20 protein-coding genes, 1 tRNA gene, 2 rRNA genes and 1 riboswitch are annotated in these 26,739 nt (G+C 58.0%); of the genes, 17 read left to right on the plus strand and 6 right to left on the minus strand.

What is annotated here, in order from left to right; all coding sequences use genetic code 11:
* The first annotated feature begins 285 nt into the window (after window positions 1-285).
* From O3W47_RS16275 to recQ, 4 genes are all read left to right on the plus strand, one after another.
* Window positions 286-3,084: ribosomal RNA gene (locus tag O3W47_RS16275) — 23S ribosomal RNA — on the plus strand.
* A gap of 390 nt (window positions 3,085-3,474) precedes the next feature.
* A 5S ribosomal RNA gene (gene rrf, locus O3W47_RS16280) occupies window positions 3,475-3,589 on the plus strand.
* 102 nt (window positions 3,590-3,691) lie between these two features.
* Window positions 3,692-3,765: transfer RNA gene (locus O3W47_RS16285), tRNA-Met, on the plus strand.
* A 205-nt stretch (window positions 3,766-3,970) separates the two neighbouring features.
* Window positions 3,971-5,779: a DNA helicase RecQ gene (gene recQ, locus O3W47_RS16290; protein ID WP_137452550.1), complete on the plus strand. Its 1,809-nt coding sequence runs from the start codon at window positions 3,971-3,973 to the stop codon at window positions 5,777-5,779.
* Window positions 5,780-5,835: 56 nt separating this feature from the next.
* Here recQ and O3W47_RS16295 read toward each other — a convergent pair whose 3' ends face one another.
* Window positions 5,836-7,068 (minus strand): ROK family transcriptional regulator, encoded by a 1,233-nt coding sequence (locus O3W47_RS16295; RefSeq protein WP_137452549.1) that lies wholly within the window; start codon window positions 7,066-7,068, stop codon window positions 5,836-5,838.
* 264 nt (window positions 7,069-7,332) lie between these two features.
* On the opposite strand from O3W47_RS16295, the gene O3W47_RS16300 reads away from it, so the two are divergent.
* From O3W47_RS16300 to nrdF, 8 genes are all read left to right on the plus strand, one after another.
* Window positions 7,333-8,355: a sugar ABC transporter substrate-binding protein gene (locus O3W47_RS16300; protein ID WP_080818485.1), complete on the plus strand. Its 1,023-nt coding sequence runs from the start codon at window positions 7,333-7,335 to the stop codon at window positions 8,353-8,355.
* Between the two features lie 239 nt (window positions 8,356-8,594).
* Window positions 8,595-9,677: an ABC transporter permease gene (locus tag O3W47_RS16305; RefSeq protein ID WP_003524280.1), complete on the plus strand. Its 1,083-nt coding sequence runs from the start codon at window positions 8,595-8,597 to the stop codon at window positions 9,675-9,677.
* Window positions 9,677-10,459: an ATP-binding cassette domain-containing protein gene (locus O3W47_RS16310; protein WP_003524281.1), complete on the plus strand. Its 783-nt coding sequence runs from the start codon at window positions 9,677-9,679 to the stop codon at window positions 10,457-10,459. Before O3W47_RS16305 ends, O3W47_RS16310 begins: the two co-directional genes overlap by 1 nt.
* Entirely contained in the window at window positions 10,456-11,085 is a 630-nt protein-coding gene (locus O3W47_RS16315) for a nucleoside triphosphate hydrolase (RefSeq protein ID WP_269314148.1), read from the plus strand. The genes O3W47_RS16310 and O3W47_RS16315 overlap by 4 nt, the downstream gene beginning before the upstream one ends.
* A gap of 133 nt (window positions 11,086-11,218) precedes the next feature.
* A riboswitch (cobalamin riboswitch) is annotated at window positions 11,219-11,442 on the plus strand.
* A 256-nt stretch (window positions 11,443-11,698) separates the two neighbouring features.
* Window positions 11,699-11,920: a glutaredoxin-like protein NrdH gene (gene nrdH / locus O3W47_RS16320; RefSeq protein ID WP_003514250.1), complete on the plus strand. Its 222-nt coding sequence runs from the start codon at window positions 11,699-11,701 to the stop codon at window positions 11,918-11,920.
* A gap of 12 nt (window positions 11,921-11,932) precedes the next feature.
* On the plus strand, window positions 11,933-12,331 hold the full coding sequence (gene nrdI, locus O3W47_RS16325) for a class Ib ribonucleoside-diphosphate reductase assembly flavoprotein NrdI (protein ID WP_020812691.1): 399 nt from the start codon (window positions 11,933-11,935) through the stop codon (window positions 12,329-12,331).
* A gap of 11 nt (window positions 12,332-12,342) precedes the next feature.
* Window positions 12,343-14,505 carry a class 1b ribonucleoside-diphosphate reductase subunit alpha gene (gene nrdE / locus O3W47_RS16330; protein ID WP_269314849.1) on the plus strand — a complete coding sequence of 721 codons (2,163 nt, stop codon included), beginning with the start codon at window positions 12,343-12,345 and terminating at the stop codon, window positions 14,503-14,505.
* Window positions 14,506-14,521: 16 nt separating this feature from the next.
* Window positions 14,522-15,496 carry a class 1b ribonucleoside-diphosphate reductase subunit beta gene (gene nrdF / locus O3W47_RS16335; protein ID WP_269314149.1) on the plus strand — a complete coding sequence of 325 codons (975 nt, stop codon included), beginning with the start codon at window positions 14,522-14,524 and terminating at the stop codon, window positions 15,494-15,496.
* A 29-nt stretch (window positions 15,497-15,525) separates the two neighbouring features.
* On the opposite strand, the gene O3W47_RS16340 is transcribed toward nrdF, so the two are convergent.
* Window positions 15,526-16,629, minus strand: a complete 1,104-nt coding sequence (locus O3W47_RS16340; RefSeq protein ID WP_269314150.1) for an alpha/beta hydrolase — start codon at window positions 16,627-16,629, stop codon at window positions 15,526-15,528.
* Between the two features lie 153 nt (window positions 16,630-16,782).
* Here O3W47_RS16340 and recF point away from each other — a divergent pair, with 153 nt between their 5' ends.
* From recF to O3W47_RS16355, 3 genes are read left to right on the plus strand one after another with little or no spacing between them, the layout of a single operon-like run.
* Window positions 16,783-17,910, plus strand: coding sequence for a DNA replication/repair protein RecF (gene recF / locus O3W47_RS16345; protein WP_080818471.1), 1,128 nt, complete (start codon window positions 16,783-16,785; stop codon window positions 17,908-17,910).
* 22 nt (window positions 17,911-17,932) lie between these two features.
* Window positions 17,933-18,700 (plus strand): molybdopterin-synthase adenylyltransferase MoeB, encoded by a 768-nt coding sequence (locus tag O3W47_RS16350; RefSeq protein ID WP_269314151.1) that lies wholly within the window; start codon window positions 17,933-17,935, stop codon window positions 18,698-18,700.
* On the plus strand, window positions 18,697-19,173 hold the full coding sequence (locus tag O3W47_RS16355) for a GNAT family N-acetyltransferase (protein ID WP_127756633.1): 477 nt from the start codon (window positions 18,697-18,699) through the stop codon (window positions 19,171-19,173). Before O3W47_RS16350 ends, O3W47_RS16355 begins: the two co-directional genes overlap by 4 nt.
* A gap of 6 nt (window positions 19,174-19,179) precedes the next feature.
* Here O3W47_RS16355 and O3W47_RS16360 read toward each other — a convergent pair whose 3' ends face one another.
* Complete coding sequence (locus O3W47_RS16360; RefSeq protein WP_080818465.1) at window positions 19,180-20,184, minus strand: 2-hydroxyacid dehydrogenase; 1,005 nt, start codon at window positions 20,182-20,184, stop codon at window positions 19,180-19,182.
* Between the two features lie 180 nt (window positions 20,185-20,364).
* Between O3W47_RS16360 and O3W47_RS16365 the strand changes: the two genes are divergently transcribed.
* On the plus strand, window positions 20,365-20,898 hold the full coding sequence (locus O3W47_RS16365; protein ID WP_026363850.1) for an SH3 domain-containing protein: 534 nt from the start codon (window positions 20,365-20,367) through the stop codon (window positions 20,896-20,898).
* On the opposite strand, the gene O3W47_RS16370 is transcribed toward O3W47_RS16365, so the two are convergent.
* The gene (locus tag O3W47_RS16370) at window positions 20,891-21,883 is read right to left on the minus strand and encodes an adenosine kinase (protein WP_127756635.1); all 993 of its coding nucleotides are present in this window, start codon (window positions 21,881-21,883) and stop codon (window positions 20,891-20,893) included. The genes O3W47_RS16365 and O3W47_RS16370 overlap by 8 nt on opposite strands.
* 478 nt (window positions 21,884-22,361) lie before the next feature.
* Here O3W47_RS16370 and O3W47_RS16375 point away from each other — a divergent pair, with 478 nt between their 5' ends.
* The gene (locus O3W47_RS16375) at window positions 22,362-23,306 is read left to right on the plus strand and encodes an AEC family transporter (protein WP_080818459.1); all 945 of its coding nucleotides are present in this window, start codon (window positions 22,362-22,364) and stop codon (window positions 23,304-23,306) included.
* A 17-nt stretch (window positions 23,307-23,323) separates the two neighbouring features.
* On the opposite strand, the gene O3W47_RS16380 is transcribed toward O3W47_RS16375, so the two are convergent.
* Window positions 23,324-24,340 carry a class I SAM-dependent methyltransferase gene (locus tag O3W47_RS16380; RefSeq protein ID WP_269314152.1) on the minus strand — a complete coding sequence of 339 codons (1,017 nt, stop codon included), beginning with the start codon at window positions 24,338-24,340 and terminating at the stop codon, window positions 23,324-23,326.
* A 75-nt stretch (window positions 24,341-24,415) separates the two neighbouring features.
* Window positions 24,416-26,563: a polyribonucleotide nucleotidyltransferase gene (gene pnp, locus O3W47_RS16385; protein ID WP_065656375.1), complete on the minus strand. Its 2,148-nt coding sequence runs from the start codon at window positions 26,561-26,563 to the stop codon at window positions 24,416-24,418.
* Window positions 26,564-26,739: the final 176 nt, after the last annotated feature.

The raw sequence follows: 26,739 nt of genomic DNA on the forward strand, positions 1-26,739 counted from the left end.
TTGGTAGAGGGATTGGAGGTAGGAAGGATCGCTTGTCCTAGGCATTTTTGTTGTTGGAACCTTGGTTCCTCTGATGAAGATGCTGGATTGATGTTGCCTGACCGCGCATCACCGGATGATATCTCGAGAAGCTGGTCTTAATGGTATGGCTTCGAGGTGCACCGGCGTGCCCTCAAAGAAGACCGTACCGACACGTCGATGTCATCAAGAAATGACTTGATTGTAAAAGGTAATCAGGTTGCCGTTCCTTTGGAACGGCTATGGATGAGCATAGACAATGAGAACGAAGAAGTGAATTAAGGGCATTTGGTGGATGCCTTGGCATGCACAGGCGAAGAAGGACGTGATACGCTGCGAAAAGCCGTGGGGAGCTGCGAATAAGCTTTGATCCATGGATCTCCGAATGGGGCAACCCACCTTAAATGCTTGGAAAATCCAGTCTGTTTTAACGAACGGCCTGGGTTTCCAAGCATTGTTATAAGGTATCTTACTTTCGAATACATAGGGGTAAGAAGCGAACGCAGGGAACTGAAACATCTAAGTACCTGCAGGAAAGGACATCAACCGAGACTCCGCAAGTAGTGGCGAGCGAACGCGGACCAGGCCAGTGGCAATGATGAATAAAGCGGAACGCTCTGGAAAGGGCGGCCATAGAGGGTGATAGCCCCTTACGCGTAGAACAGTCATTGTCCTTGAGTAGGGCGGGACACGTGAAATCCTGTCTGAACATGGGGAGACCACTCTCCAAGCCTAAGTACTCGTGCATGACCGATAGCGAACAAGTACCGTGAGGGAAAGGTGAAAAGCACCCCGACGAGGGGAGTGAAATAGAACCTGAAACCGGATGCCTACAAACAGTCGGAGCCCGCAAGGGTGACGGCGTACCTTTGTATAATGGGTCAACGACTTAGTGTAACTAGCAAGCTTAAGCCGGTAGGTGTAGGCGCAGCGAAAGCGAGTCTGAATAGGGCGATTTTAGTTAGTTGCATTAGACCCGAAACCGAGTGATCTAGCCATGAGCAGGCTGAAGGTTGGGTAACACCAACTGGAGGGCCGAACCCATAACTGTTGCAATAGTTCGGGATGACTTGTGGCTAGGGGTGAAAGGCCAATCAAACTCGGAAATAGCTGGTTCTCCGCGAAATCTATTTAGGTAGAGCGTCGACCGAATACCCTCGGGGGTAGAGCACTGGATGGGCTATGGGGACTCACCGTCTTACTGATCCTAACCAAACTCCGAATACCGAGGAGTACTAGTCGGCAGACACACGGCGGGTGCTAACGTCCGTCGTGAAAAGGGCAACAACCCTGACCTCCAGCTAAGGTCCCCAAGTCATGGCTAAGTGGGAAAGGATGTGAGGATCCCAAAACAACCAGGATGTTGGCTTAGAAGCAGCCATCATTTAAAGAAAGCGTAACAGCTCACTGGTCTAAATAAGGGTCTTTGCGCCGAAAATGTAACGGGGCTAAAGCCATGCACCGAAGCTGAGGATATGCCGTAAGGCATGTGGTAGCGGAGCGTTCCGTAAGTCTGTGAAGGCGGACCCGTGAGGGCTGCTGGAGATATCGGAAGTGCGAATGTTGACATGAGTAACGATAAAGGGAGTGAGAGACTCCCTCGCCGAAAGACCAAGGGTTCCTGCTTAAAGTTAATCTGAGCAGGGTTAGCCGGCCCCTAAGACGAGGCGGACACGCGTAGTCGATGGGAACCACGTTAATATTCGTGGGCCTGGTGGTAGTGACGGATCTCGTGTGTTGTTCAACCTTATTGGATTGGTTGGGCGGCGAAGAGGTTCCAGGAAATAGCTCCACCGTATAGACCGTACCCGAAACCGACACAGGTGGTCAGGTAGAGTATACCAAGGCGCTTGAGAGAACTATGTTGAAGGAACTCGGCAAATTGCACGCGTAACTTCGGAAGAAGCGTGACCCTTTTGTACGCAAGTATGATGGGGTGGCACAGACCAGGGGGTAGCGACTGTTTATCAAAAACACAGGGCTCTGCGAAGTAGCAATACGACGTATAGGGTCTGACGCCTGCCCGGTGCTGGAAGGTTAAAGGGAGGGGTGCAAGCTCTGAACTGAAGCCCCAGTAAACGGCGGCCGTAACTATAACGGTCCTAAGGTAGCGAAATTCCTTGTCGGGTAAGTTCCGACCTGCACGAATGGCGTAACGACTTCCCCGCTGTCTCCAACATAGACTCAGTGAAATTGAATTCCCCGTGAAGATGCGGGGTTCCTGCGGTCAGACGGAAAGACCCCGTGCACCTTTACTATAGCTTTACACTGGCATTCGCCAAGGCATGTGTAGGATAGGTGGTAGGCTTTGAAGCAGGGACGCCAGTTTCTGTGGAGCCATCCTTGAAATACCACCCTTATCTTCGTGGATGTCTAACCGCGGTCCGTTATCCGGATCCGGGACAGTGTATGGTGGGTAGTTTGACTGGGGCGGTCGCCTCCGAAAGAGTAACGGAGGCGCGCGATGGTTAGCTCAGACCGGTCGGAAATCGGTCGTCGAGTGCAATGGCATAAGCTAGCCTGACTGCGAGACTGACAAGTCGAGCAGAGACGAAAGTCGGTCATAGTGATCCGGTGGTCCCGTGTGGAAGGGCCATCGCTCAACGGATAAAAGGTACGCCGGGGATAACAGGCTGATGACCCCCAAGAGTCCATATCGACGGGGTTGTTTGGCACCTCGATGTCGACTCATCGCATCCTGGGGCTGGAGCAGGTCCCAAGGGTATGGCTGTTCGCCATTTAAAGCGGTACGTGAGTTGGGTTCAGAACGTCGTGAGACAGTTCGGTCCCTATCTGCCGTGGGTGTAGGAATATTGACAGGATCTGTCCCTAGTACGAGAGGACCGGGATGGACGTATCTCTGGTGGATCTGTTGTCCTGCCAAGGGCATAGCAGAGTAGCTATATACGGAATGGATAACCGCTGAAGGCATCTAAGCGGGAAACCAACCTGAAAACGAGTGTTCCCTATCAGAGCCGTGGAAGACGACCACGTCGATAGGACGGGTGTGGAAGCACAGCAATGTGTGAAGCTTACCGTTACTAATAGCTCGATCGACTTCTTCGTTCCCATTGAATATGTTCATCAAGCCAAGCTTGATGATCTGTTTTGTCCTGACGCCCGAAGGGCTCCGGACGGGCCGCGCCATAAGGCGCGACGGACTAGCGTCCTGTATGGCTGCCATGCTCACTGTTGAGCAAAGGCTGAATACGGACCGGTCACAGAAAGACGTGTAAATTAAATAGAGCCTTGGCTCTCCAGCTTCTCGAAACAACAGTTTCCATGTGAAAACATGAACTAGGTTGCTTTGGCCACCTGGTCCCTCATATCAGAGGTGACCGTATGGCCGATTGGCGTCCCCCGTGAGCGACAAGCGAACGGGATAAGGCATGCCAATCCAAAAAAGAGCAACATATGTTCATGCGTTCCGCATGAACATATGTTGCGTTTTGCCGACCTGGTGGTTATCGCGGGGCGGCTGCACCCGTTCCCATTCCGAACACGGCCGTGAAACGCCCCAGCGCCAATGGTACTTCGTCTCAAGACGCGGGAGAGTAGGTCGCTGCCAGGTCTGCAAAACGCAACACAAATCTTCTCATTCACAAAAACCGGCACAAAGCCCAAATCAAAAGGCCGCATCAAGCGGCCTTTATGCTATAATAAAACCAGTCAACGCGGGGTGGAGCAGCCCGGTAGCTCGTCAGGCTCATAACCTGAAGGCCGCAGGTTCAAATCCTGCCCCCGCCCAAATCTCAAAACCCCGTCGCACTAGCGACGGGGTTTTTTGTGTTTCTGGACTTATGAAATCCGGACCACCGTCAGGGAGAAACTAGGCCGCTGATCACAAAATCAATCCCGCAATTTACTTCCATGAACAAAGCCATCTTCGGCATTGCCATCGATCAGAAAACGGTGATGATGCGCCATCATTCCTGTTCGGATAAAAGCTGCCGTGACCACTGATCCCTTGCATATCCTCAAGACCGTCTATGGCTACGATGCGTTTCGCGGAAGGCAGGCCGACATCATTCGGCATGTAATGGCGGGAAACAATGCCTTCGTTCTGATGCCGACGGGCGGTGGAAAGTCACTTTGTTACCAGATTCCGGCGCTCGCGCGTGACGGCATGGGGTTGATCGTCTCGCCGCTCATCGCACTGATGGTCGATCAGGTCGCTGCCCTGCGTCAGGCAGGCGTGCGGGCCGAAGCTCTCAATTCCGATCTTTCCCTGGAAGATCGGCGCGCGCTTTGGCGGGATATGCGGGCCGGCAAGGTCGATATTCTTTATGCTGCGCCGGAAACCTTGCTCAAGCCCGATGTCCTCGATGCGTTGCAATCCATCGACCTGTCGCTGATCGCGGTCGATGAGGCCCATTGCCTGTCTCAATGGGGCCATGATTTCCGGCCGCCCTACCGCCAGCTAGACACGCTGATCGAGCGTTTTCCCGATACGCCGCGCATGGCGCTGACGGCGACGGCCGACGAGCCCACGCGCGCTGAAATTCTCGGTCACTTGGGGATTGGAGAGCACGATGCCTTCATTGCCGGGTTCGACCGGCCCAATATCCGCTATGCGATCATGGAAAAGGATAATCCGCGCGCGCAGCTGAAGCGCTTTCTGAAGGATCGCGACGGTGAGAGCGGTATCGTCTATTGCCTTTCCAAACGCAAGGTGGACGAAACGGCCGCATGGCTGCGGGAGGAGGGTCGCGATGCGTTACCCTATCACGCCGGCATGGACAAGGCCGCTCGTGAGGAGAACCAGACCCGTTTCCAGCACGGCGAGGCGGTCATCATTGTCGCGACCGTCGCCTTCGGCATGGGCATAGACAAGCCGGATGTGCGCTTCGTGGTTCATATCGACCTGCCCGGCAGCATCGAGGCCTATTATCAGGAAACGGGCCGAGCCGGCCGCGATGGTCTGCCGTCGGACGTGCTCATGCTCTACGGCTATGAAGATATCGCCCTGCGCAATCGTTTCATCGAAGAATCTGATGCCGCGGACCAGCGTAAATATATGGAGCGCCAGAAGCTCGATGCGCTGCTCGGCCTCGCAGAAACGGCGAGTTGCCGCCGGCAGGTTCTGCTCTCCTATTTCGGCGACCGGTGTGAGCCCTGCGGCAATTGCGATACCTGCGCCGAGCCGCCGGACCTGTTTGATGGCGCCATCGCCGCGCAGAAACTTCTGTCCTGTATTTATCGCACGGGTGAACGTTTCGGCCAGGCCTATGTCATCCGCGTATTGCTGGGTGTCGAGGACGAGCGGATTTCCCGCTTCGGACATGACCGCATCACCACCTACGGTATAGGCAAGGAGCACGACAACCGCACATGGCGCGCCATCCTGCGTCAGCTGGTTGCGTTACGCATGATTGAGGTGGATCTGTCGGGACATGGCGGCCTGTCCATCTCCGAGGATGGACGGCGGTTCCTGCGCGAAAAACCGGCATTGATGCTGAGGATACCATCCGCTCCCCGTTCCGCACGGCAACAGACGCCCCGTAACACGGTATCGGCGGTCTTGCCGGAATCCGATCGCAGTCTTTTTGAGGCGCTGCGTGCGAAGCGCATGGAAATTGCCCGGGCACAGAATGTTCCGCCCTATGTGATTTTCCACGACAAGACCCTCATAGAACTTGCGACGGCAAAACCGGCCTCGGCAAAGGAAATGGCTGGGATTCCCGGCGTCGGAGATACCAAGCTCGAGCGCTATGGGCCTGCCTTTCTGGCGGCGATCACGCAGCACGCTGCTGGTGAATGACCGGCAGATATGCAACTTATTAGCTGAGTAATAAAACCGCAGAGCGTTGCGAAGGCTCAGCCGGTCGTATCCTTGAACAGAACGTTCTGATCGATGAGATAGCGCGAAAACAGCGGCAAGCTCGCGCCGCCGATTGCCCGCGCCTGGCTGCCGACCGCGCCTTCGATGATCTCCGGCATCGTGACACCCTGAAGATCGTGGTGCTTAAGGGCCAGCCGGGTGGCGGCGACAATCCTTGTTCTCACCCAGTCGGGAAAACCGCCATCGATGATGACGCTCGAAAAATCGATGATGGAGGCGGCGGCAATGACGGCCTGCGCCAGCGCCGCTGCGGTTTTCCTGATCCAGCTTTCCAGCGGCTCGCCGAAATCGATCCACTCGTCGGGAGAAAACCACAGGGGGCGCGGATCGATACCCTTTTCGCGCAGCATGTTTTCCAGAACGAAGATCGATGCGATTTTCAGAAGCTGGACGGTATTGCCATCCTGCCCCTGCACCGGCAGGGGGCCGATGGCGCCGGCCGTTCCCGTCTTTCCAGAAAATAGCGCTGAATTCAAAACGACGCCGCCGCCTATGAAGGAGCCGATGAAGACGTAAAGAAAATCCGGATAATGCTGGCCTGCGCCAAAAACCAGTTCGGCGCCGCAGGCGCTGGTCGCGTCGTTCTGCAGAAAAACCGGATAGCTGACGTTTTCGGCAATTTCCGAGCGGATATCGACGCCCCGCCATCTCTCCATTTCAATCTGTGGAGCGCCCACTTCCTGCGCCCAGTTCCACAATTCAAATGGAGCGGCGATGCCGACGCCGGCAATTTTCTCCCGCTCGGCAGGGGAAAGCTTCGATTCTAGTTCCGTTATGCCGTCGATTACGAAGGGTAGTATCCATTCCGGAAGAGGGTAGGGATAGGTTCTGCGCAGCTTGAGTCTGATCCGGCCGACAAAATCCATCAGCACGAGATCGACGCTGCGTCGGCCGATCTTCACACCGAAAGAAAAGACGGCGTCGGGATTAAGCCGCATCGGCGTCGATGGCTGGCCGACTTTGCCGCGAAGCCTTTCACCGCGAATGAGAAGCCCGTCCTTTTCAAGCGAGCGCATGATGACCGAGACGGTCTGTGCTGAAAGGCCGCAAAGTCTTGATATCTCGGCTTTTGACAGTCCGCCGTGACGGCGAACGAGAGACAGCACGAGCCGCTCATTATAAGCGCGCACTCCGATCTGGTTGGCGCCGCCGCTTATATCCATGGTGGTGGGCGGCGCCGGCGGCGCCGTCTCGACAGATTGTCTCATAGTGTCATCCTCCCGCCCGCCCTATCCGCCGCGACCGATACAGCAGGCTTTATGGCAATCTTGCTATCGCAACGTTAAACGACGTGGCGATATTCCTCCCTGCCGCATATTAGAATGCCATACGGAATTAATAATTCAATCGGATTTATTTATTGACAGGCGTTTCCTTTGGTGGTTCCATCTGAGCCAACGGTCGTCGATCTCGGAGGAGACGGGATCGTCGGGTAACCGTCACGGTGCTCAAATATCCATTGGGAGGATCTCATGAAGACCACTGTTTCCGCTCTTCTGGGCGCGCTTGCGCTTGGCGTTTCTTTCGCTTCCGTTGCGTCTGCGGCCGATACTTCGGTTTGCCTCATCACCAAAACCGATACCAATCCCTTTTTCGTCAAGATGAAAGAAGGCGCGACCGCCAAGGCTAAAGAACTTGGCGTGACGCTGAAATCCTATGCCGGCAAGATCGACGGCGATTCCGAAAGCCAGGTAGCCGCCATCGAGACCTGCATCGCCGATGGCGCCAAGGGTATCCTGATCACCGCATCGGACACCAAGGGCATCGTTCCCGCGGTGCAGAAGGCGCGTGACGCCGGTCTTCTGGTCATCGCCCTCGATACACCGCTCGAACCCGTCGATGCTGCTGATTCCACCTTCGCCACCGACAATCTTCTGGCTGGCGAACTGATCGGCAAATGGGCTGCCGGCAGCCTCGGCGACAAGGCCAAGGATGCGAAGATCGCCTTCCTCAACCTCACCCCCTCCCAGCCGACGGTGGATGTGCTGCGTAACCAGGGCTTCATGAAGGGCTTTGGCATCGACGTGAAGGACATCAACAAGATCGGCGATGAAAACGATCCACGCATCGTTGGCCATGATATCACCAATGGTAACGAAGAAGGCGGCCGCGCGGCGATGGAAAATCTGCTGCAGAAGGACCCGACCATCAATGTCGTCCACACCATCAACGAGCCTGCGGCAGCCGGCGCTTATGAGGCGCTGAAGGCGGTCGGCCGTGAAAAGGATGTTCTGATCGTTTCCGTCGATGGCGGTTGCCCCGGCGTCAAGAACGTGGCGGAAGGCGTGATCGGCGCGACCTCCCAGCAATATCCGCTGCTGATGGCGGCTCTCGGCGTCGAAGCCGTCAAGAAGTTTGCCGACACGGGTGAAAAGCCGAAGCCGACCGAAGGCAAGAACTTCGTCGATACCGGCGTGACGCTGGTAACCGACAAGCCGGTCAAGGGCCTCGACTCCATCGATACGAAGGAAGGTCTCAACAAGTGCTGGGGCTGATGCCTCACCGTTGAAACCCGCGGGGGCATTCGTGCCCCCGCCCTTGGACCAGAATGAATATCAGGCACGATCCGGGGGATCGGACAAAGGAACAAACGAGCGCGTCACGCGTCCTGCGGGGATGATAGGCCGCTTCACAACACTTTGAAATCTACGCATCATTCTCTTTGGAGATAGACCCCGGTGTCATAGACTCCGGTGTCAGGGCTGGTGCGATAGAGCGATCGGGAGGAAAATCCATGAGCGATCAGCCGGTGCGGGCTCAGCCGCATAATGAATTTGAAAAAGTGCTTTCGGGAAGTTCGACGCAGGTCGCCGCTTTCGATACGCACGACAAGAGTGTGCTGGAAAAACTGCAGCACTTTCTCCACTCCAGCCCGGCGGCCGTTCCGCTTATCGTTCTGGTGCTGTCGCTGATTGTTTTCGGCCTGCTTCTCGGCGGCAAGTTTTTCTCGGCCTTCACGCTGACCCTTATTTTGCAGCAGGTCGCCATCGTCGGTATTGTCGGCGCGGCGCAGTCGCTGGTCATCCTGACGGCGGGCATCGATCTGTCGGTTGGCGCGATCATGGTCCTGTCCTCCGTTATCATGGGACAGTTCACCTTCCGTTACGGCTTGCCGGCGGAACTCTCCATTCTCTGTGGCCTTGCCGTCGGCGCATTTTGCGGCTTCATCAACGGTATTCTGGTCTCGCGCATGCGCCTGCCGCCCTTCATCGTCACGCTCGGCATGTGGCAGATCGTTCTGGCGACCAACTTCCTCTATTCCGCAAACGAGACGATCCGCGCCCAGGATATCGCCCAGCAGGCGCCGATCCTGCAATTCTTCGGCGCCAATATCCGTGTCGGCAGCGCGGTCTTCACCTATGGCGTCATCGCCATGGTCCTGCTCGTCGCCCTGCTCTGGTATGTGCTGAACCGCACCGCCTGGGGACGCCATCTTTATGCGGTGGGTGACGATCCGGATGCCGCCGAACTTGCCGGTGTCAACGTCAAGCGCATGCTGACCACCGTTTACACGCTGTCCGGCCTCATCTGCGCCTTCGCCGGCTGGGCCCTCATCGGCCGCATCGGTTCGGTTTCGCCAACCGCCGGTCAATTCGCCAATATCGAATCCATCACGGCGGTGGTTATCGGCGGGCTGTCGCTGTTCGGCGGGCGCGGTTCCATCATGGGCATGATTTTCGGCGCCCTGATCGTCGGCGTCTTTTCGCTCGGCCTCCGGCTTATCGGAACAGACCCGCAATGGACCTATCTGTTGATCGGCGTCCTCATCATCATGGCTGTCGCAATCGACCAGTGGATCAGAAAGGTAGCAGGCTGATGGCAAAAGAACCCATTCTCACAGCACGCAATCTCGTCAAGCGCTATGGTCGCGTGACCGCCCTCGACCATGCCGATTTCGATCTCTATCCGGGCGAAATCCTGGCGGTGATCGGCGATAACGGCGCCGGCAAATCCTCTCTCATCAAGGCGATTTCCGGTGCGGTGACGCCCGATGAAGGGGAGATCCGGCTGGAAGGCCAGCCCGTCCAGTTCCGCTCGCCGATAGAGGCGCGCAAGGCTGGCATCGAGACGGTCTATCAGAACCTGGCGCTCTCACCGGCGCTTTCCATAGCCGACAATATGTTTCTCGGCCGTGAAATCCGCAAACCCGGCATTCAGGGCAGCCTCTTCCGCGCCCTTGACCGCCCGGCCATGGAAAAATTCGCCCGGGAGAAACTGTCGGAACTCGGCCTGATGACGATCCAGAACATCAATCAGGCAGTGGAAACTCTCTCCGGCGGTCAGCGTCAGGGCGTGGCGGTGGCACGTGCGGCCGCCTTCGGCTCCAAGGTCGTCATTCTTGACGAGCCGACGGCAGCACTTGGCGTCAAGGAAAGCCGACGTGTTTTGGAGCTTATTCTGGACGTGCGCTCGCGCGGCCTGCCGATCGTCCTCATCTCGCATAACATGCCGCATGTCTTCGAGGTCGCGGATCGCATCCATATTCACCGGCTCGGCAAGCGCCTGTGCGTTATCAATCCGAAGGACTATTCCATGTCGGATGCTGTCGCCTTCATGACGGGCGCCAAGGAAGCGCCGAAGGAAACGCTTGCCGCATGACGCTGAAGCTTGAAACGATCGCCGAAGACGTTCTTCGGCGGGCAGAAGGTAAATCCCGTTTTATCGTCGCTATTGCCGGTCCCCCTGGGGCCGGCAAATCCACGCTGGCGGATGCCCTTTGCGGTGCTTTGCTGGCACGGGGCGAAACGGCCGCCGTTCTGCCCATGGATGGCTTCCATATGGACAATGGCATCCTTGAAGGACGGGGGCTGCTGCCGCGAAAGGGCGCACCGGAAACTTTCGACGTGCGCGGTTTTCTCGATATCGTCTCCGCCGTCCGCAAGGGCGGACAGGAGGTGCTTGTTCCGGTTTTCGACCGCTCCCGTGAAATCGCCATAGCGTCTGCTCGTGCGGTTGCGCCGGAAACACGCTTTATCCTCGCTGAAGGCAATTATCTGCTGCTGGACGAGGCGCCGTGGACAACTCTTTCCAAAAGCTTCGACCTCACCATTTTTGTAGGGCCGTCCGTCGCGGTGCTGGAGGAGAGGCTGCGGAAAAGGTGGCAGGGCTATGGTCTCGACGAGGCTGAGATCCACGCCAAACTTTTCGAAAACGATCTTCCGAACGGAAAAAGGGTGATCGAAAACGCCCGTCCCGCCGATATCCGCATCGATATCTGGGAATAGATTAACGCTTTTCTCTGTTTGAGCGACGGCGCGCTTGTGCCGTTAAGCCTTTGTTGACCATGTGTTGAATCTTTTTGATCCACAGGGTGGGGCTTTTGCGTGTCTATTCATTGACGAGAAAATTTCCTCATATACTATATGTGGTGTTCGAGGTTCTTCCGATTCGCAAGGGTTGGGAGCTAAGACGGGAATTCGGTGCGTAACGCCATCATGGCGGAGCAAGGCCGAAACTGCCCCCGCAACTGTAAGCGGTGAGCATCGTTCCGATTTGGGTCACTGGGGCTAAAAGCTCCGGGAAGGCCGGAATAGATGTTGTGACCCGCAAGTCAGGAGACCTGCCTTGAGCGCAAACGTCCACGGGCGGGGTGTCCGGAGGAAGGTGTATGACGCAAATGATTTGCGTGCGCCCTTTTCTGCCCCCTCCAGAACAAGCTTCGGGGTGAAGTCATGCCAGTGCATTTGTTTGAGTTGCTGCGCTCGTCGGCGTAGAGAGTGATTTTACGCGGCTAAAAGCCGCGCACGCCCACCCTAATGACAGATCCATCGCCGCCCGATTGCGACTGCAATCGGCAATGTTGAGCCGTGTCCGAAACCGGCTTCGAAAGAGGAAATCATGACCGTCACCGTTTACAGCAAGCCCGCCTGCGTCCAATGCACTGCCACCTATCGCGCACTCGACCGCATCGGCGTCAGCTATGAGATCGTCGATATTTCCGAAGATGCGGATGCGCTCGATCATGTCCGTGGCCTCGGCTATATGCAGGTTCCCGTGGTCGTCGCCGGCGAACGCCATTGGGCGGGTTTCCGGCCGGATATGATCGGCTCGATCAGCTGAGGCGGCAGGGCGATGGGCCTGATCGTCTATTATTCCAGCCGTTCTGAAAACACCCATCGTTTCCTTCTGAAACTGGGACGGCGTCTGTTTCGCCTGCCGCTTGGCGTTGAGGAAGATGTTCCCCATGTGTCCGAGCCCTATGTGCTCGTCACCCCCACCTATGGCGGCGGCGGCACCAAAGGGGCCGTGCCAAAGCCGGTCATCCGGTTTTTGAACGAGCCCTCCAACCGAAATCTCATTCGCGGCGTCATCGCGGCGGGAAACACGAATTTTGGCGCAGCTTTCGCATCCGCCGGAGATATCGTCTCGCGCAAATGCGCGGTGCCGTTTCTCTATCGCTTCGAGCTTCTCGGCACGGAAGAAGATGTCGCCAACGTCAAACATGGATTGGAACGATTTTGGACACGCTGACCTCGAGCGCCATGCGCAAGGACGCCAAACAGCCGGCAGCCGCAACCCAGAAACCGCTCGATGCGGCTCTGGACTACCATGCGCTGAACGCGATGCTGAACCTTTACGACGAGAACGGGAAGATCCAGCTCGACAAGGATCGCCTGGCCGCCCGGCAATATTTCCTCCAGCACGTCAACCAGAATACCGTCTTTTTCCATAACCTCAGGGAAAAGCTCGATTATCTGGTGACGGAGGGATATTACGAGCAGGAAGTGCTGGACCAGTACTCCTTCAATTTCGTTCGCGATCTCTATGACGAGGCCTATGCCCGGAAATTCCGCTTCCCGACCTTTCTCGGCGCCTTCAAATATTACACCTCCTACACGCTGAAGACCTTCGACGGAAAACGTTATCTGGAGCGTTACGAGGATCGCGTCTGCATGGTGGCACTGGCTTTGGCGCGTGGCGATGAGCAGCTTGCCCGCAATCTGGTCGATGAAATTATTTCAGGCCGCTTCCAGCCGGCAACGCCGACCTTCCTCAACGCCGGCAAGAAGAGCCGCGGCGAGCTGGTCTCGTGTTTTCTGCTGCGTGTGGAAGACAATATGGAAAGCATCGGCCGCTCGATCAATTCGGCGCTACAGCTTTCCAAGCGCGGCGGCGGCGTGGCGCTCTCCTTGACCAATATTCGCGAATTCGGAGCGCCGATCAAACAGATCGAAAACCAGTCGTCCGGCGTTATTCCCGTCATGAAGCTGCTGGAAGATTCGTTTTCCTATGCCAACCAGCTTGGCGCGCGCCAGGGTGCTGGCGCGGTGTATCTGCATGCCCATCACCCGGATATCATGCGCTTCCTCGATACCAAGCGCGAAAATGCCGACGAAAAAATTCGCATCAAGACCCTGTCGCTCGGCGTGGTGATCCCCGACATCACCTTCGAGCTCGCCAGGAACAACGAGGATATGTATCTGTTCTCGCCCTATGATGTGGAGCGGGTCTATGGCGTGCCGTTGACCGAAATTTCGGTCACCGAAAAATACCAGGAAATGGTTGCCGATAGCCGCATCCGCAAAAAGAAGATCAAAGCGCGCGAATTCTTCCAGGTGATCGCCGAAATCCAGTTTGAGAGCGGTTATCCCTATATCATGTTCGAAGATACGGTGAACCGCGCCAATCCGGTTGCCGGCCGCATCAGCATGAGCAATCTCTGCTCGGAAATCCTGCAGGTCAGCGAAGCGAGCGAGTTCAACGCCGATCTGTCCTATAGCCATATGGGCAAGGATATTTCCTGCAATCTCGGCTCGCTGAACATCGCTGCCGCGATGGATTCGGCCGATTTCGGCAAGACCATCGAGACCTCCATCCGGGCGCTGACGGCGGTATCGGACATGAGCCATATTTCCTCCGTACCATCGGTCGAAAAGGGCAATGATGCCAGCCACGCCATCGGGCTTGGCCAGATGAACCTGCACGGCTATCTGGCACGCGAGCGCATCTTTTACGGTTCCGAAGAAGGCGTCGATTTCACCAATATCTATTTCTACACCGTGACCTATCACGCCATCCGTGCCAGCAACCGGCTGGCGGTGGAACGGGACCAGAGCTTCAAGGGCTTTGAAAACTCTAAATACGCTTCCGGCGAATATTTCGACAAATATACCGACCGGGAATGGCTGCCTGCGACCGAAAAGGTGAAGGTGCTGTTTGAAAAGGCCGGCATCGCCATTCCGACTCAGGAGGACTGGGCGGTTTTGAAGAAGGACGTCATGGCCTCTGGTCTCTATAATCAGAACCTTCAGGCCGTGCCGCCGACAGGTTCAATCTCCTATATCAACCACTCCACCTCCTCCATTCATCCGATCGTTTCGAAGATCGAAATCCGCAAAGAGGGCAAGATCGGCCGCGTTTATTACCCGGCTTCCTATCTCTCGAACGACAATCTCGAATATTATCAGGATGCTTATGAAATCGGCCCGGAAAAGATCATCGATACCTATGCGGCAGCGACCCAGCATGTCGATCAGGGTCTGTCGCTGACGCTGTTCTTCCGCGATACGGCGACGACACGCGATATCAACCGGGCGCAGATCTACGCCTGGAAGAAGGGCATCAAGACCATCTATTACATCCGTTTGCGCCAGATGGCGCTCGAAGGCACGCAGGTTCAGGGCTGCGTTTCCTGCACGCTCTGATTTGAGGGACAAGAGAATGAATATCGCCGTAAAAACCGCGTCCCGCATCCGCGCGGTCAACTGGAACCGCATCGAGGACGACAAGGACCTCGAAGTCTGGAACCGCCTGACCTCGAATTTCTGGCTGCCGGAAAAGGTACCGCTCTCCAACGATATCCCCTCCTGGGGAACCTTGAAGCCGGAAGAACAGAAACTGACAATCCGTGTCTTCACCGGCCTGACATTGCTCGACACCATCCAGAACGGTGTCGGCGCCGTGCGGCTGATGGCGGATTCGGCCACGCCGCATGAGGAGGCGGTGCTTTCCAACATCTCCTTCATGGAGGCGGTGCACGCCCGCTCCTATTCGTCGATCTTCTCGACGCTGTGCCTCACGCCTGACGTTGACGACGCCTATCGCTGGTCTGAGGAAAACGAATTTTTGCAGCGTAAATCCGCGCTCATCATGCGGGAATATGACAGCGGTGATCCGCTGAAAAAGAAGATCGCCAGCGTGTTTCTGGAAAGTTTCCTGTTCTATTCCGGCTTCTACCTGCCGATGTTCTGGTCAAGCCGCGCCAAGCTCACCAACACGGCGGATCTGATCCGCTTGATCATCCGCGATGAGGCCGTGCATGGTTATTATATCGGCTACAAGTTCCAGCGGGCGCTGGAGCGTCTCGGTGAAACGCAAAGACAGGAGATCAAGGATTTTGCCTTCGATCTCCTGCTCGAGCTTTACGACAACGAGGCCAAATATACCGAAGACCTCTATGACGGCGTGGGCCTGACGGAAGACGTCAAGCAGTTTCTCCATTACAACGCCAACAAGGCCCTGATGAATCTGGGTTATGAGGCGCTGTTTCCGGCCGAGGCCTGCCGGGTCAATCCGGCAATCCTCTCGGCACTCTCGCCTAATGCCGACGAGAACCACGACTTCTTTTCCGGCTCCGGCTCCTCCTATGTCATCGGCAAGGCGGTTGCGACCGAAGACGAAGACTGGGATTTCTGAAACCGGTATGTCAGACGGGCCCGCAAAAGCTATTGCGGGTTCACCACCTGGCTCGCAAGGCGGAAGGGGCTGGCGACGGTGGCGCCGATCGTATCGAAAACGAAGGCTCCGGCACTGTTGATGTCACCCCCGCGCCTGCTTGCCTCAAGTTGCGGCACCATGGAGGCAAGCGCCGCATAGCGGTCGTGGTTGAGCGGGTCCGACGCCTTCAGATTCGAGATGTCGACGAATTGCACGCCCTCCTTGAGGGCGGCTTCCTGCACTTGGCGGTCGGTCACATCCAGCGCACCGATACGGGTGACGTCGGCACCGAGGATGGAGGAGGCTTTGAGCGCGCGGTCGTCCTTGGAAACGAGAACGGTGAGCGGCGGGCTGAGCCGGCCGACAACCTCGATCTGCTTGCGGAAGACATCGGCGTCGATATCGGGCGCAGCCAGCACCACCTGCAGCTTGGCGATGACATCGTTCCTGCCCTGGAAGCGCAATTGCCGCAGCGCCTCCATGACCAGCCAGCCGCCCATGCTGTGCCCGAACACGACGACGCTTTTCTTCGGGGTCTGCCGGGTGAGATCGATCAACATTGCGGCGAGCGCATCGCGTGAAAAGGTCGCCGATTCCTTGTCGGCCACATAGCCGGCGACAGAGGCCTGCGACGGCCAGGAAAAGACCAGCGGTACGCCGTTCATATTGGCGTCCGCCGCCATCTGCGCCGCGCGGAACAGGGCTTCCTGATAGCTGTAATTATAGCCGTGTACAAAAAGTGCGATCTGCTTGCCGGAGCGGGCTATGTCGCCAAGATCGGCATTGAAGCGCGTCTTCGTCAGCATATCGGCCCTGGTGACGACGAAATCCTTTTTCGGGTCGGGCTTGCCGCTGGCCCATTCGATTTTCCCGCTTTTATGGGTGGGTGGAATGGAAATATCGAAACTGGCGTAGTTCGGCTCCATTGCCCGCTCCGTGCCGAAGCCCTTTTTCGCGTCCGTGTTTTTCTCCCGTGTGCTCGCCACGAAGGCGGTCACGATTTTGGTGTCTCGGGTCCTGGTGTTGACGGCCTCCAGCACATCCGCCCCCGGTCGGCCTGCGCAGGAGGAGAGAAGACCGAGAGTGAGAAAGAGAGAAAAGATCAGGCGCATGAATCGGCTACCGATGATGAGGACCGGTTCATAAATAACCGGCGTCTAAAAAAGTTGCTACTGAAGAATGAATTGCACTGTAGCGGCGGTCTTCGGGTGCGGACGGACGTTCCCCACCTTGCTATCCGTCGATCTTCGTTTTAGGCCGTACACATGACGAACAAGGTGTCGCTTTTACGGTTGAAACTCACGGACTTCCGCAATTATGCGGCGGCTGCGCTCACGCTCGATGAACGCCACGTGGTGCTGACGGGCGACAACGGTTCCGGCAAGACCAATCTTCTGGAGGCCGTCTCCTTTCTTTCGCCCGGAAGGGGCCTGCGCCGCGCCACCCTGTCTGATGTGACGCGGGTAGGGGCCGAAGCCACCGGCTTCTCGATCTTCGCCGATGTCGAGGGCATGGATGGCGAAGTTGCCATCGGTACGGGAATTGAAGGCGATGGCGAGGTGGTGTCGCGCCGCCTGAGGCTGAATGGCACGCCGGTGAAATCCGTCGATGAATTGACTGACCATCTGCGGGTTCTGTGGCTGACGCCCGCCATGGACGGCCTCTTTACCGGCTCGTCCTCGGACCGCCGGCGTTTCCTCGACCGGCTGGTGCTGTCGCTCGATCCTGCCCATGGGCGGCGGGCAAGCGATTTCGAAAAGGCCATGCGCGGCCGCAACCGGCTGCTTTCTGAAGGCCGTTTCGATCCGGTCTGGCTGGACGGTATCGAAAAGCAGATGGCCGAACTCGGCATCTCCATGGCGGTCGCCCGTTACGAGATGCTCGGCCTCTTGAAGAGCCTGATCGAGGGGCGGGCGGGCAATGCCGCTTTTCCCTCGGCGGCGCTTTCTCTCTCCGGTTTCATGGACGATGGGCTCAATCGTCCCGCCGTCGATCTGGAGGATGAATACAGGCTTATGTTGCGCGATGGCCGGTATCGTGACGCAGCTGCCGGCCGCACGCTGGATGGGCCGCACCGCGTCGATCTCTTCGTGCGCCATGCGGAGAAGGACATGGAAGCCGAACGCTGTTCAACCGGGGAACAGAAGGCGCTGCTGGTGGGGCTGGTGCTTGCACATGCGCAGCTGACTGCCAATATGACTGGTCATGCGCCGGTTCTGCTGCTGGACGAGATCGCCGCCCATCTGGATGAGGGCAGGCGGGCGGCTCTGTTCGATCTCATTCATGCGCTTGGCGGCCAGAGTTTCATGACCGGAACGGATACGGCGATGTTCTCCGCCCTCGGCGACAGGGCGCAATTCTTCAATGTATCCCACGGGAGCATCACCGCATGACGGCAAAGAGATGGAGGGCGACATGGACCCGCTGAGCCCGGAAGAAATCGAACGCTACAAGCGCCATATCCTGTTGCCGGAAATCGGCGGCGTGGGCCAGCAGCGGCTGAAGGCGGCGCGTTTGCTGGTCATCGGGGCCGGCGGTCTCGGTGCGCCTGTCCTGCATTATCTTGCCGCTGCCGGTGTCGGCACGCTCGGCATGATCGATGACGATGTGGTTTCCCTGTCCAATCTGCAGCGACAGGTCATCCACGATACCGGCACGCTTGGGGAGCTGAAGACGGAGAGCGCGCGCAAGGCCATCGCCCGGCTCAACCCGCATGTCCGTACGCTTGTTTATGAAGAGCGCTTTTCGCAGGTCTGGGCGCATGACCATTTGCAATCCTTCGATCTCCTTATCGACGGCTCGGACAATTTCGATACGCGTTATACCGCTGCCGATGCGGCGGAGGCTGCGAAAAGACCGTTGGTAACGGGAGCTGTCGGCCGTTTTGATGGTTCGGTGACGGTACTGAAACCCTATGAGACGAATGCCGAGGGCGCTCTGCTGCCCGGCTATCGTGACCTGTTTCCGGAACCGCCGCCGCAGGGTCTCATTCCCAATTGCGCGGAAACAGGCATTGTCGGCGCGCTGACCGGGGTTATCGGCACGCTTATGGCCATGGAGGCGATCAAGGTTATCACCGGTGCCGGCGAGCCGCTGATCGGCCGCCTGCTCCTCTACGACGCCCTGTCGGCCCGTTTCGAAACCGTGCGATACAAGCGGCGGCCAGCGGGAAAAAAACCATGACCGAAATCGTCAGGATCGGGGAGGAGTTCGATCGCTGGCAGGAATTGCTGGCGCTTATCATGTTCTCCTTCGCTTATATGGATGGCGTCATCGATCCGCCATCCTCGGCCAATCGCCTGACGCTTGAAAATCTGGCGGAGAAGGCGAGGGTGGAAATCGCTTTCGTGGCGCTTGATGGCGATGAGATTGTTGGCTGCCTGTTTTGCCGGCCGGAGCCGCCGGCCTGTCTTTATGTCGGCAAACTCTGTGTTTCCCCGAAAGCGCAGGGAAAGGGCATCGGCAGGATGCTTCTGGAGCAGGCCGAAGCGCTGGCCCGCGAATTGGCGTTACCGGCGCTACGGCTGGAAACTCGTATCGAGCTTATCGCCAATCATGCCAAATTCGCCGCCTGGGGTTTCGTCAAGACCGCCGAAAACGCCCATGCCGGCTATAACCGCACAACCTCGATCGAAATGACCAAATTCCTCGGCTGAGCCGGCTCAGTTCCGCCCCGGCAGCACCCGGTTCGGCGGGCGGTGGCCGTCGAACAGCGTGCGGATGTTGATGATGACCTTGTCGCCCATTTCGATACGGCCTTCGATCGTCGCAGAGCCCATATGCGGAAGCAGCACGACCTTGCCTTCCTTGGCGAGCTTGATGAGCTTGGGGTTTACGGCAGGCTCGTTCTCATAGACATCGAGACCGGCGCCGGCGATCTTGCCTTCGCGCAGGCACTGGATCATCGCCGCCTCATCGATGATATCGCCGCGTGCGGTATTGACGATGTAGCTGGTCGGCTGCATGAGAGCGAGCCGCCGCGCTGAAATCAGGTGATAGGTCGCGGGCGTCGAGGGGCAATTGACGGAGACGATATCCACCCGCGCCAGCATCTGGTCGAGGCTGTCCCAATAGGTCGCCTCAAGCTCCGCTTCCGTCGCCGGATTGACGCGTTTGCGGTTGTGATAATGAATGGAAAGGCCGAAGGCCTTGGCGCGCCGCGCCACCGCCGTTCCGATGCGGCCCATGCCGACAATGCCGATGCGCTTGCCGGAAATGCGCCTTCCCAGCATCCAAGTCGGCGACCAGCCGAGCCATTCATCCGCGCCATTGGCGAGCACACGTGTGCCTTCGATCATGCGGCGCGGCACGGCGAGCACCAGCGCCATGGTGATATCGGCGCTGTCCTCGGTCAGCACATTTGGCGTGTTGGTGACGGTAATGCCCTTTCGGGCCGCGGCATCCACATCCACATGGTCGATACCGTTGGAGAAGCTGGCGATCAGCTTCAGTTGCGGCCCTGCCTGCTCGATCATCGCGGCGGTGATACGGTCGGTGACGGTGGGCACGAGTACGTCCACCCTTTGCATGGCGGCGACAAGCTCCGCCTCGCTGCGCGGCGTATCGTCGATATTCAGTTCGGCATCGAAGAGTTCGCGCATTCTGGTTTCAACGACGTCAGGCAATTTGCGGGTGATATAGACTGTCGGTCTCTTCTTGTGGGTCATCGTTTGCCGCTGCCTTGTTCAGAAGTCATTAACCAGAAAGAGCGATAATTTCTTTCAATCAGGGCGTTTCTACCAGACCCACCGGCGAAGACAAATAAAACTCGCTGAAGCTTGAGGCATGTGGAAGCGAGCCTCCTTAAATATCATCCGGTTTGCAGAAGGCGGGAAACGGAAATGGGCATGCGCAGTGTGGTTTCTATCGTTTGCATTGCATTGTCTTTGGGCCTCCTCGGTGCGGCAACCGACGCCATGGCGCAGGGTGCCGCCAAAGGCGCAAGCGGCCTGCCGCTGCCGCGTTTTGTCAGCCTGAAATCCAAGCGCGTCAACATGCGCATCGGACCGAGCACGGATTATGCCGTGTCATGGATGTATCTGAAATCGGGAATGCCGGTGGAAATCATTCAGGAATATGAAAACTGGCGGCGCATCCGCGATGCCGACGGCACGGAAGGCTGGGTCAACCAGGCTCTGCTTTCCGGTGAGCGCACGGCCGTTGCGGCTCCGTGGATGCGTGGCAAGGGCAAGGAAGTTTACGTGAACATGCGCCGCGAGGCGCAGTCGGGCGCTTCTGTCGTGGCGCGGCTTGAGCCGGGCGTCGTCTTCAGGATCGGCGAATGCAATGGTGACTGGTGCCGCGCCGAGGCCGGCCAGGCCTCGGGCTGGGTTTCGCAGGGCGAAATCTGGGGTGCTTACCCCGGCGAAGCCTTTAAATAAGGCCGTGCTTCTCGCCTAGCGCCTTGAGCGATGACATCGGGCGCGGCCCGACCTGCTGAATGACAGCGGCAGCCGCAAGGCAGCCGAGCTTGCCGCACTCTTCAAGCGACCGGTCCTGCGTATAACCGAACAGGAAGCCCGCAGCGAAAAGATCGCCGGCGCCCGTCGTGTCGACCACGTCATGCACCGGATAGGCTTCGACCTTCACACGTTCCGTGCCGCGCAGGATGACGGCGCCTTCCTCGCTCATCGTCACCGCTGCGATCTTGCAGTCGGCTGCGATTTTGGTCAGCGCAAGCTCGAAATCGTCGGTTTCGTAAAGCGAAAGCGCTTCCTGCTTGTTGGCGAAAACAATGTCCACAGTACCGGAACGCATCAGGTCGAGGAATTCGTCGCGATAGCGGCCGACGCAGAAGCTGTCGGACAGCGTCATGGAGACTTCGCGGCCGTTTTCATGGGCAATGCGGGCGCATTCGCGAATGGCGTCCTTGGCGCGCGGCGGGTCCCAAAGGTAACCCTCGAAGTAGGTGACTTTTGTATCCGCAACCACGTCTTCTTCCACGTCTTCAGGACCGAGATCGACGCAGGCGCCGAGATAGGTGTTCATCGAACGCTCGCCATCTTCAGTTACGAAGATCATCGAACGCGCGGTCGGCGGGAACGTGCCTTCCGGCTTGGTTTCGAAATAAACGCCCTGCGCGCGAATATCGTGCTGGAAGATTTCGCCGAGCTGGTCTTCGGCCACCTTGCCGAAATAGGCGGCCTTGCCGCCGAAATTCGCCACGCCTGCCGCCGTGTTGCCAGCGCTGCCGCCGGAGGCTTCGAGAGCCGGTCCCATCAGCGAATAAAGCAACTCGGCCCGTTCCGCGTCGATGAGGTTCATCGCGCCTTTGGTAATGGCATTGTCGTTGAGAAAGCGATCGTCGCAGCGGGAAATGATGTCGACGATGGCATTGCCGACAGTCAGTACGTCGAATTTCGTCATAGGCCCTATCCGTTTCGCACGGGGTGTGCGTATTTTTCGAAAGGTCTTAAACATTTCTGGCGGCAAGAAAAGCCCAAACAGAAAATATGCGGTTCTCCGCGAGGAGCGAAAACGCGTCATCTGCCTGTAATGTGGTTAAGCTATTTCATTTGTCAGAGCAAAAGGTGTGTGAATGCATACCGGAATGGAAGACATGATGGTCTTCTGGCTCAACCGTTATCTCCGCCACGGATGTACTGGCGGCATATAACGGACATAAAAGGCGGGGAGACCCCGCTTTTTCTTTTGGGTAACGTTCGGCCTTGCGGATTTTGCGGGCCAAGGCGAGTTTTTTACCCGAAGCGGCTCACTGGCTTTTTCCTTCTTGGACGCCCCATTTGGCGAAAACAAAGAGTGGGAGCGTTTTCGCGATTCCATTCCCGTGGAAAAGGCTCTAAAGCGGAGTATCTCCCGCAAAAGCCGCGAAAGCTTTCCCTCCATGTCTGCCGTTGCCGCGAATGTCGCCCCGATTTTCATTCTCATCCTGATCGGTTGGCTCACCGTCAAGGCCGGTCTGTTCAGGGCCGATGCCGGCGATATTCTCAGCGATTTCGTGTTCAAGATCGCCGTGCCGACATTGATCTTCCGCACGCTTGCGGAAGCGAATTTTCACGGTGCTTCGCCCTTCCGGCTCTGGATCACCTATTTCGCCGGCGTGGCCGTCACCTGGACGGTCGGGCATATCGTCACCCGTCATGTTTTCAAGCAGGATGTCCGCATCGCCGTCATTGCCGGCATTTCCTCGGCATTTGCGAACAATATCTTCATCGGCCTGCCGCTGGTCGGGCGCTCCGTCGGGGATGAGGGGTTGGTGGCTCTCTCCATCCTGCTCGCCATCCACTTGCCGGTGATGATGATCGCCGGCACGATCCTGATGGAAAACGCCACGCACAAGGCGGTCGGCGGGGAAAAGCGAAGCATGGCTGCGGTGTTCAAGCAGGTGGGCCGCAATCTCATCACCAATCCGTTGGTGATCGGCCTTGTCATCGGGCTTTCGACCAATGTTTCCGGTGTGGCGCTGACGCCCATTCTGAAAACCGTGGTCGACCAGATCGCGTCTATGGCGGGGCCGGCGGCGCTTATTTCGCTCGGCATGGCGCTGACGAAATATACCATCCGGGGCAACATGGGCATTGCCGTCACCATGACGGTGTTCAAGCTGCTGCTGCTGCCGGCCTGTGTGTGGGCAATGGGTCACGCGCTCGGTCTAAGCCGGGAATGGACCGCAGCACTCGTGCTCACCTCCTCGGTGCCCACGGGGGTGAATGCATGGCTGATCGCCAACCGCTTCGGCATCGGCCACAGCGTTGCGGCCTCCACCATCAGCATTTCCACGGCGACCGGCGTTCTTTCCGTGTCGCTGTGGGCATGGCTGTTGAGCTGATTATTCTGCTGCGTTGATTACTTCTGGGCGCTCAGAATCTTGAAGCGGGCATTGCGGCACACCTCAGTGCTGGTGCGGAATTCGGCCGCGAGCACCGGCTCATAGGGCATGCCGCGATTGGCGACCATCAGCAGCTTGCCGCCGCTGCGCAGCGCGCCGGCGGCAGCCTTGATGAAGGCCTGGCCGAGGGCCGGTTCTGCTGCCTGTCCTGCCGCATGGAAAGGCGGGTTCATGATGATGAGGTCGTATTTCTCCTTCGGCGGCTCGTTTGCCAGATCCTGCCAGAAGAAGCGCGCCGTCAGCCTCGGATTGTTTTCGAGAAGATTGGTCTTGGCGAATTCCAGCGCATTCCAGTCCGCCTCGAACAGATCGATACGGGCCGTGCGCGGCGATTTCTCGGCCAGCATGACGGAGAGATAACCCCAACCGGCGCCGAAATCGGCGGCATTGCCGTCAAAATCTGTGGGCAGGCGCGATGCGAGCAGTTCCGAGCCGTCATCCACGCGGTCATGGGAGAACATGCCGGGCAGGGCGGTGAAGCGGCCTTCGACCGTAACGGGCTTCTGGGCAAGTTTCGCCACGGCAGATGCAACATCGTCCGGCCGTTTGAACCAGAGAGCGACGCCGTGATATTTCGGCGTGGATTCCGCTTCGATGCCAAGCTTTGCCAGCGTCTTGCGCAGCGTCACGATGCCGTCTTCCTTCGATCCGGCCGCGACGATCAGGCCACCGGCCTTCACACGCGAAAGCGCTTCGGCGACGCGGTTTTCATTCTCGCCGCGATGTTTGCCGCAGAGCAGCAGCGCGGCATCGTAATCCTCACCCGAAATATCCGGTGTCACCTCTGCGCCGTGAGCCTGCAGAGCACGATAAAGCGGCCGTAGATGCTGGACCGCGACGATCTCCGCGTCAAAACCATCCAGCCGGGGACCGGCTTCCGCTCCCAGAAACAGAACGCGTTCGCCCTCTTTCGGCATGGCAAGCATGTCAGAGGCAAAGGGATGGAAAAGGGTTTTCACGGCGTCACGGCTCATGGGAGCATCCTCGGGATGGAATAGAAAAAAGGCGCGGGCAAAACCCGCGCCTCGATAGGGTCTGGCGGCGCGGCCTTATTCGGCAGCGGCTTCGCCGTCTTCCTTCTTCTTGTCGGCAGCGACTTCCTTGCCGGTTGCCTGGTCGACAACCTTCATGGACAGGCGAACCTTGCCGCGCTCGTCGAAGCCCATCAGCTTCACCCAGACCTTGTCGCCTTCCTTGACGACGTCAGAGGTCTTGGCGACACGCTCGGAAGCGAGCTGCGAGATGTGGACGAGGCCGTCACGGGCGCCGAAGAAGTTGACGAAAGCGCCGAAGTCGGCGGTCTTCACAACCGTGCCTTCGTAGATCTGGCCGACTTCCGGTTCCGCAACGATCGAGTGGATCCACTTGCGGGCCGCTTCGATTTCCTTGCCGGAAGAAGAAGCGATCTTTACGGTGCCGTCGTCTTCGATGTTGATCTTCGCGCCGGTCTTTTCGACGATTTCGCGAATGACCTTGCCGCCGGAGCCGATGACTTCACGGATCTTGTCGACCGGAATGTTCATCACTTCGATGCGCGGCGCGAATTCGCCGAGCTGGCTGCGGCTCTCGGTGATGGCATTGGCCATTTCGCCGAGAATGTGCTTGCGGCCACCCTGTGCCTGCTCCAGAGCGATCTTCATGATCTCTTCGGTGATACCGGCGATCTTGATGTCCATCTGCAGCGAGGTGATGCCGTCGGCCGTACCCGCAACCTTGAAGTCCATGTCGCCGAGGTGGTCTTCGTCACCAAGAATATCGGAGAGAACCGCAAAGCGCTCGCCTTCGAGGATGAGGCCCATGGCGATACCGGCAACCGGCTTGGCCAGCGGAACGCCGGCATCCATCAGTGCGAGCGAGGTGCCGCAAACGGTTGCCATCGACGAGGAGCCGTTGGACTCGGTGATTTCGGAAACGACGCGGAGCGTATAGGGGAACTGTTCCGCAGTCGGCAGCATCGGGCGAATAGCGCGCCATGCGAGCTTGCCGTGACCGATTTCGCGACGGCCCGGGGAACCCATGCGGCCTGTTTCACCGACCGAGTAGGGCGGGAAGTTGTAGTGCAGCAGGAAGCGTTCCTTGTACATGCCGGTGAGGCTGTCGACATACTGCTCGTCTTCGCCGGTGCCGAGGGTCGCAACAACGATCGCCTGGGTTTCACCGCGGGTGAACAGCGCCGAACCGTGGGTGCGCGGCAGCAGGCCGACTTCCGAGATGATCGGACGAACGGTCGACAGGTCGCGGCCATCGATACGGCTCTTGGTGTCGAGAACGTTCCAGCGAACGATTTTCGCCTGAAGGTGCTTGAAGACAGCGCCGATTTCTTCCGGCGTATACTTGGCTTCGCCTTCTTCCGGCAGGAAGTGCGCCTTGACCTTCGCCTTTACGGCGTCGACGGCAGCGTAGCGGGCTGCCTTTTCGGTGATCTTGTAGGCATCGCGCAGTTCCGCTTCGGCGAGCGCCAGCATTTCGTTTTCGAGAGCGGAGAAATCTTCCGGTTCGAATTCGCGCGGCTCCTTGGCGGCAACTTCGGCGAGCTTGATGATTGCGTCGATAACCGGCTGGAAGCCGCGATGACCGAACATGACGGCACCGAGCATGATTTCTTCGTTGAGTTCCTTGGCCTCGGACTCAACCATCAAAACAGCGTCCTGCGTACCGGCAACGACGAGGTCGAGAACAGACTCGTCCATTTCGTCCAGATGCGGGTTAAGAACATACTCACCGTTGATGTAGCCAACGCGCGCGCCGCCAACCGGGCCCATGAAGGGAACGCCAGAGAGCGTAAGCGCTGCGGAAGCCGCAACCATGGACAGGACGTCCGGGTTGTTTTCCAGATCGTGCTGGATGACGGTGACGACGACCTGCGTGTCGTTCTTGTAGCCTTCCGGGAAGAGCGGGCGGATCGGACGGTCGATCAGACGCGAAACCAGCGTTTCGTTTTCGCTCGGACGGCCTTCGCGCTTGAAGTAGCCGCCGGGAATCTTGCCGGCTGCGTAGGTCTTTTCCTGATAGTTGACGGTCAGCGGGAAGAAGTCCTGGCCCGGCTTCGGAGACTTTGCGGAAACCACGGTCGCGAGAACCATCGTCTCGCCGTAGGTTGCGATGACGGCGCCGTCAGCCTGACGGGCAACCTTGCCGGTCTCGAGCTTCAGCGGGCGGCCTGCCCATTCGATTTCCACGGAGTGTTGATTGAACATATCTTGTCCTTGGTTGTGGCTGCCGCTCCGGCGTCGCACCGGCGGAAGCAGCGCTGTGACTCAATCACGGGCAAGACAGCGGGAAGCTTCCCAAAGCAAGCATCCGGCAATCCTGCCCCATGACAGGTCTGCGGTTGAAAAAGGCGGCACCGGCCCATCCGGGTCACCCTTATCGT

The sequence above is a fragment of the Agrobacterium sp. LMR679 genome, from assembly GCF_027157905.1.
Classification (GTDB): Bacteria; Pseudomonadota; Alphaproteobacteria; order Rhizobiales; family Rhizobiaceae; genus Agrobacterium; species Agrobacterium leguminum.

What these genes read in the sequence shown, in the direction of transcription:
- pnp (WP_065656375.1), bottom strand. Translation starts at nt 26,563, where the DNA reads ATGTTCAATCAACACTCCGTGGAAATCGAATGGGCAGGCCGCCCGCTG.
- O3W47_RS16305 (WP_003524280.1), top strand. Translation starts at nt 8,595, where the DNA reads ATGAGCGATCAGCCGGTGCGGGCTCAGCCGCATAATGAATTTGAAAAA.
- O3W47_RS16380 (WP_269314152.1), bottom strand. Translation starts at nt 24,340, where the DNA reads ATGAGCCGTGACGCCGTGAAAACCCTTTTCCATCCCTTTGCCTCTGAC.
- O3W47_RS16375 (WP_080818459.1), top strand. Translation starts at nt 22,362, where the DNA reads ATGTCTGCCGTTGCCGCGAATGTCGCCCCGATTTTCATTCTCATCCTG.
- nrdE (WP_269314849.1), top strand. Translation starts at nt 12,343, where the DNA reads ATGCGCAAGGACGCCAAACAGCCGGCAGCCGCAACCCAGAAACCGCTC.
- nrdH (WP_003514250.1), top strand. Translation starts at nt 11,699, where the DNA reads ATGACCGTCACCGTTTACAGCAAGCCCGCCTGCGTCCAATGCACTGCC.
- O3W47_RS16360 (WP_080818465.1), bottom strand. Translation starts at nt 20,184, where the DNA reads ATGACCCACAAGAAGAGACCGACAGTCTATATCACCCGCAAATTGCCT.
- O3W47_RS16350 (WP_269314151.1), top strand. Translation starts at nt 17,933, where the DNA reads ATGGACCCGCTGAGCCCGGAAGAAATCGAACGCTACAAGCGCCATATC.
- recF (WP_080818471.1), top strand. Translation starts at nt 16,783, where the DNA reads ATGACGAACAAGGTGTCGCTTTTACGGTTGAAACTCACGGACTTCCGC.
- O3W47_RS16365 (WP_026363850.1), top strand. Translation starts at nt 20,365, where the DNA reads ATGCGCAGTGTGGTTTCTATCGTTTGCATTGCATTGTCTTTGGGCCTC.
- O3W47_RS16340 (WP_269314150.1), bottom strand. Translation starts at nt 16,629, where the DNA reads ATGCGCCTGATCTTTTCTCTCTTTCTCACTCTCGGTCTTCTCTCCTCC.
- O3W47_RS16300 (WP_080818485.1), top strand. Translation starts at nt 7,333, where the DNA reads ATGAAGACCACTGTTTCCGCTCTTCTGGGCGCGCTTGCGCTTGGCGTT.
- O3W47_RS16355 (WP_127756633.1), top strand. Translation starts at nt 18,697, where the DNA reads ATGACCGAAATCGTCAGGATCGGGGAGGAGTTCGATCGCTGGCAGGAA.
- nrdI (WP_020812691.1), top strand. Translation starts at nt 11,933, where the DNA reads ATGGGCCTGATCGTCTATTATTCCAGCCGTTCTGAAAACACCCATCGT.
- O3W47_RS16295 (WP_137452549.1), bottom strand. Translation starts at nt 7,068, where the DNA reads ATGAGACAATCTGTCGAGACGGCGCCGCCGGCGCCGCCCACCACCATG.
- O3W47_RS16370 (WP_127756635.1), bottom strand. Translation starts at nt 21,883, where the DNA reads ATGACGAAATTCGACGTACTGACTGTCGGCAATGCCATCGTCGACATC.
- O3W47_RS16315 (WP_269314148.1), top strand. Translation starts at nt 10,456, where the DNA reads ATGACGCTGAAGCTTGAAACGATCGCCGAAGACGTTCTTCGGCGGGCA.
- O3W47_RS16310 (WP_003524281.1), top strand. Translation starts at nt 9,677, where the DNA reads ATGGCAAAAGAACCCATTCTCACAGCACGCAATCTCGTCAAGCGCTAT.
- nrdF (WP_269314149.1), top strand. Translation starts at nt 14,522, where the DNA reads ATGAATATCGCCGTAAAAACCGCGTCCCGCATCCGCGCGGTCAACTGG.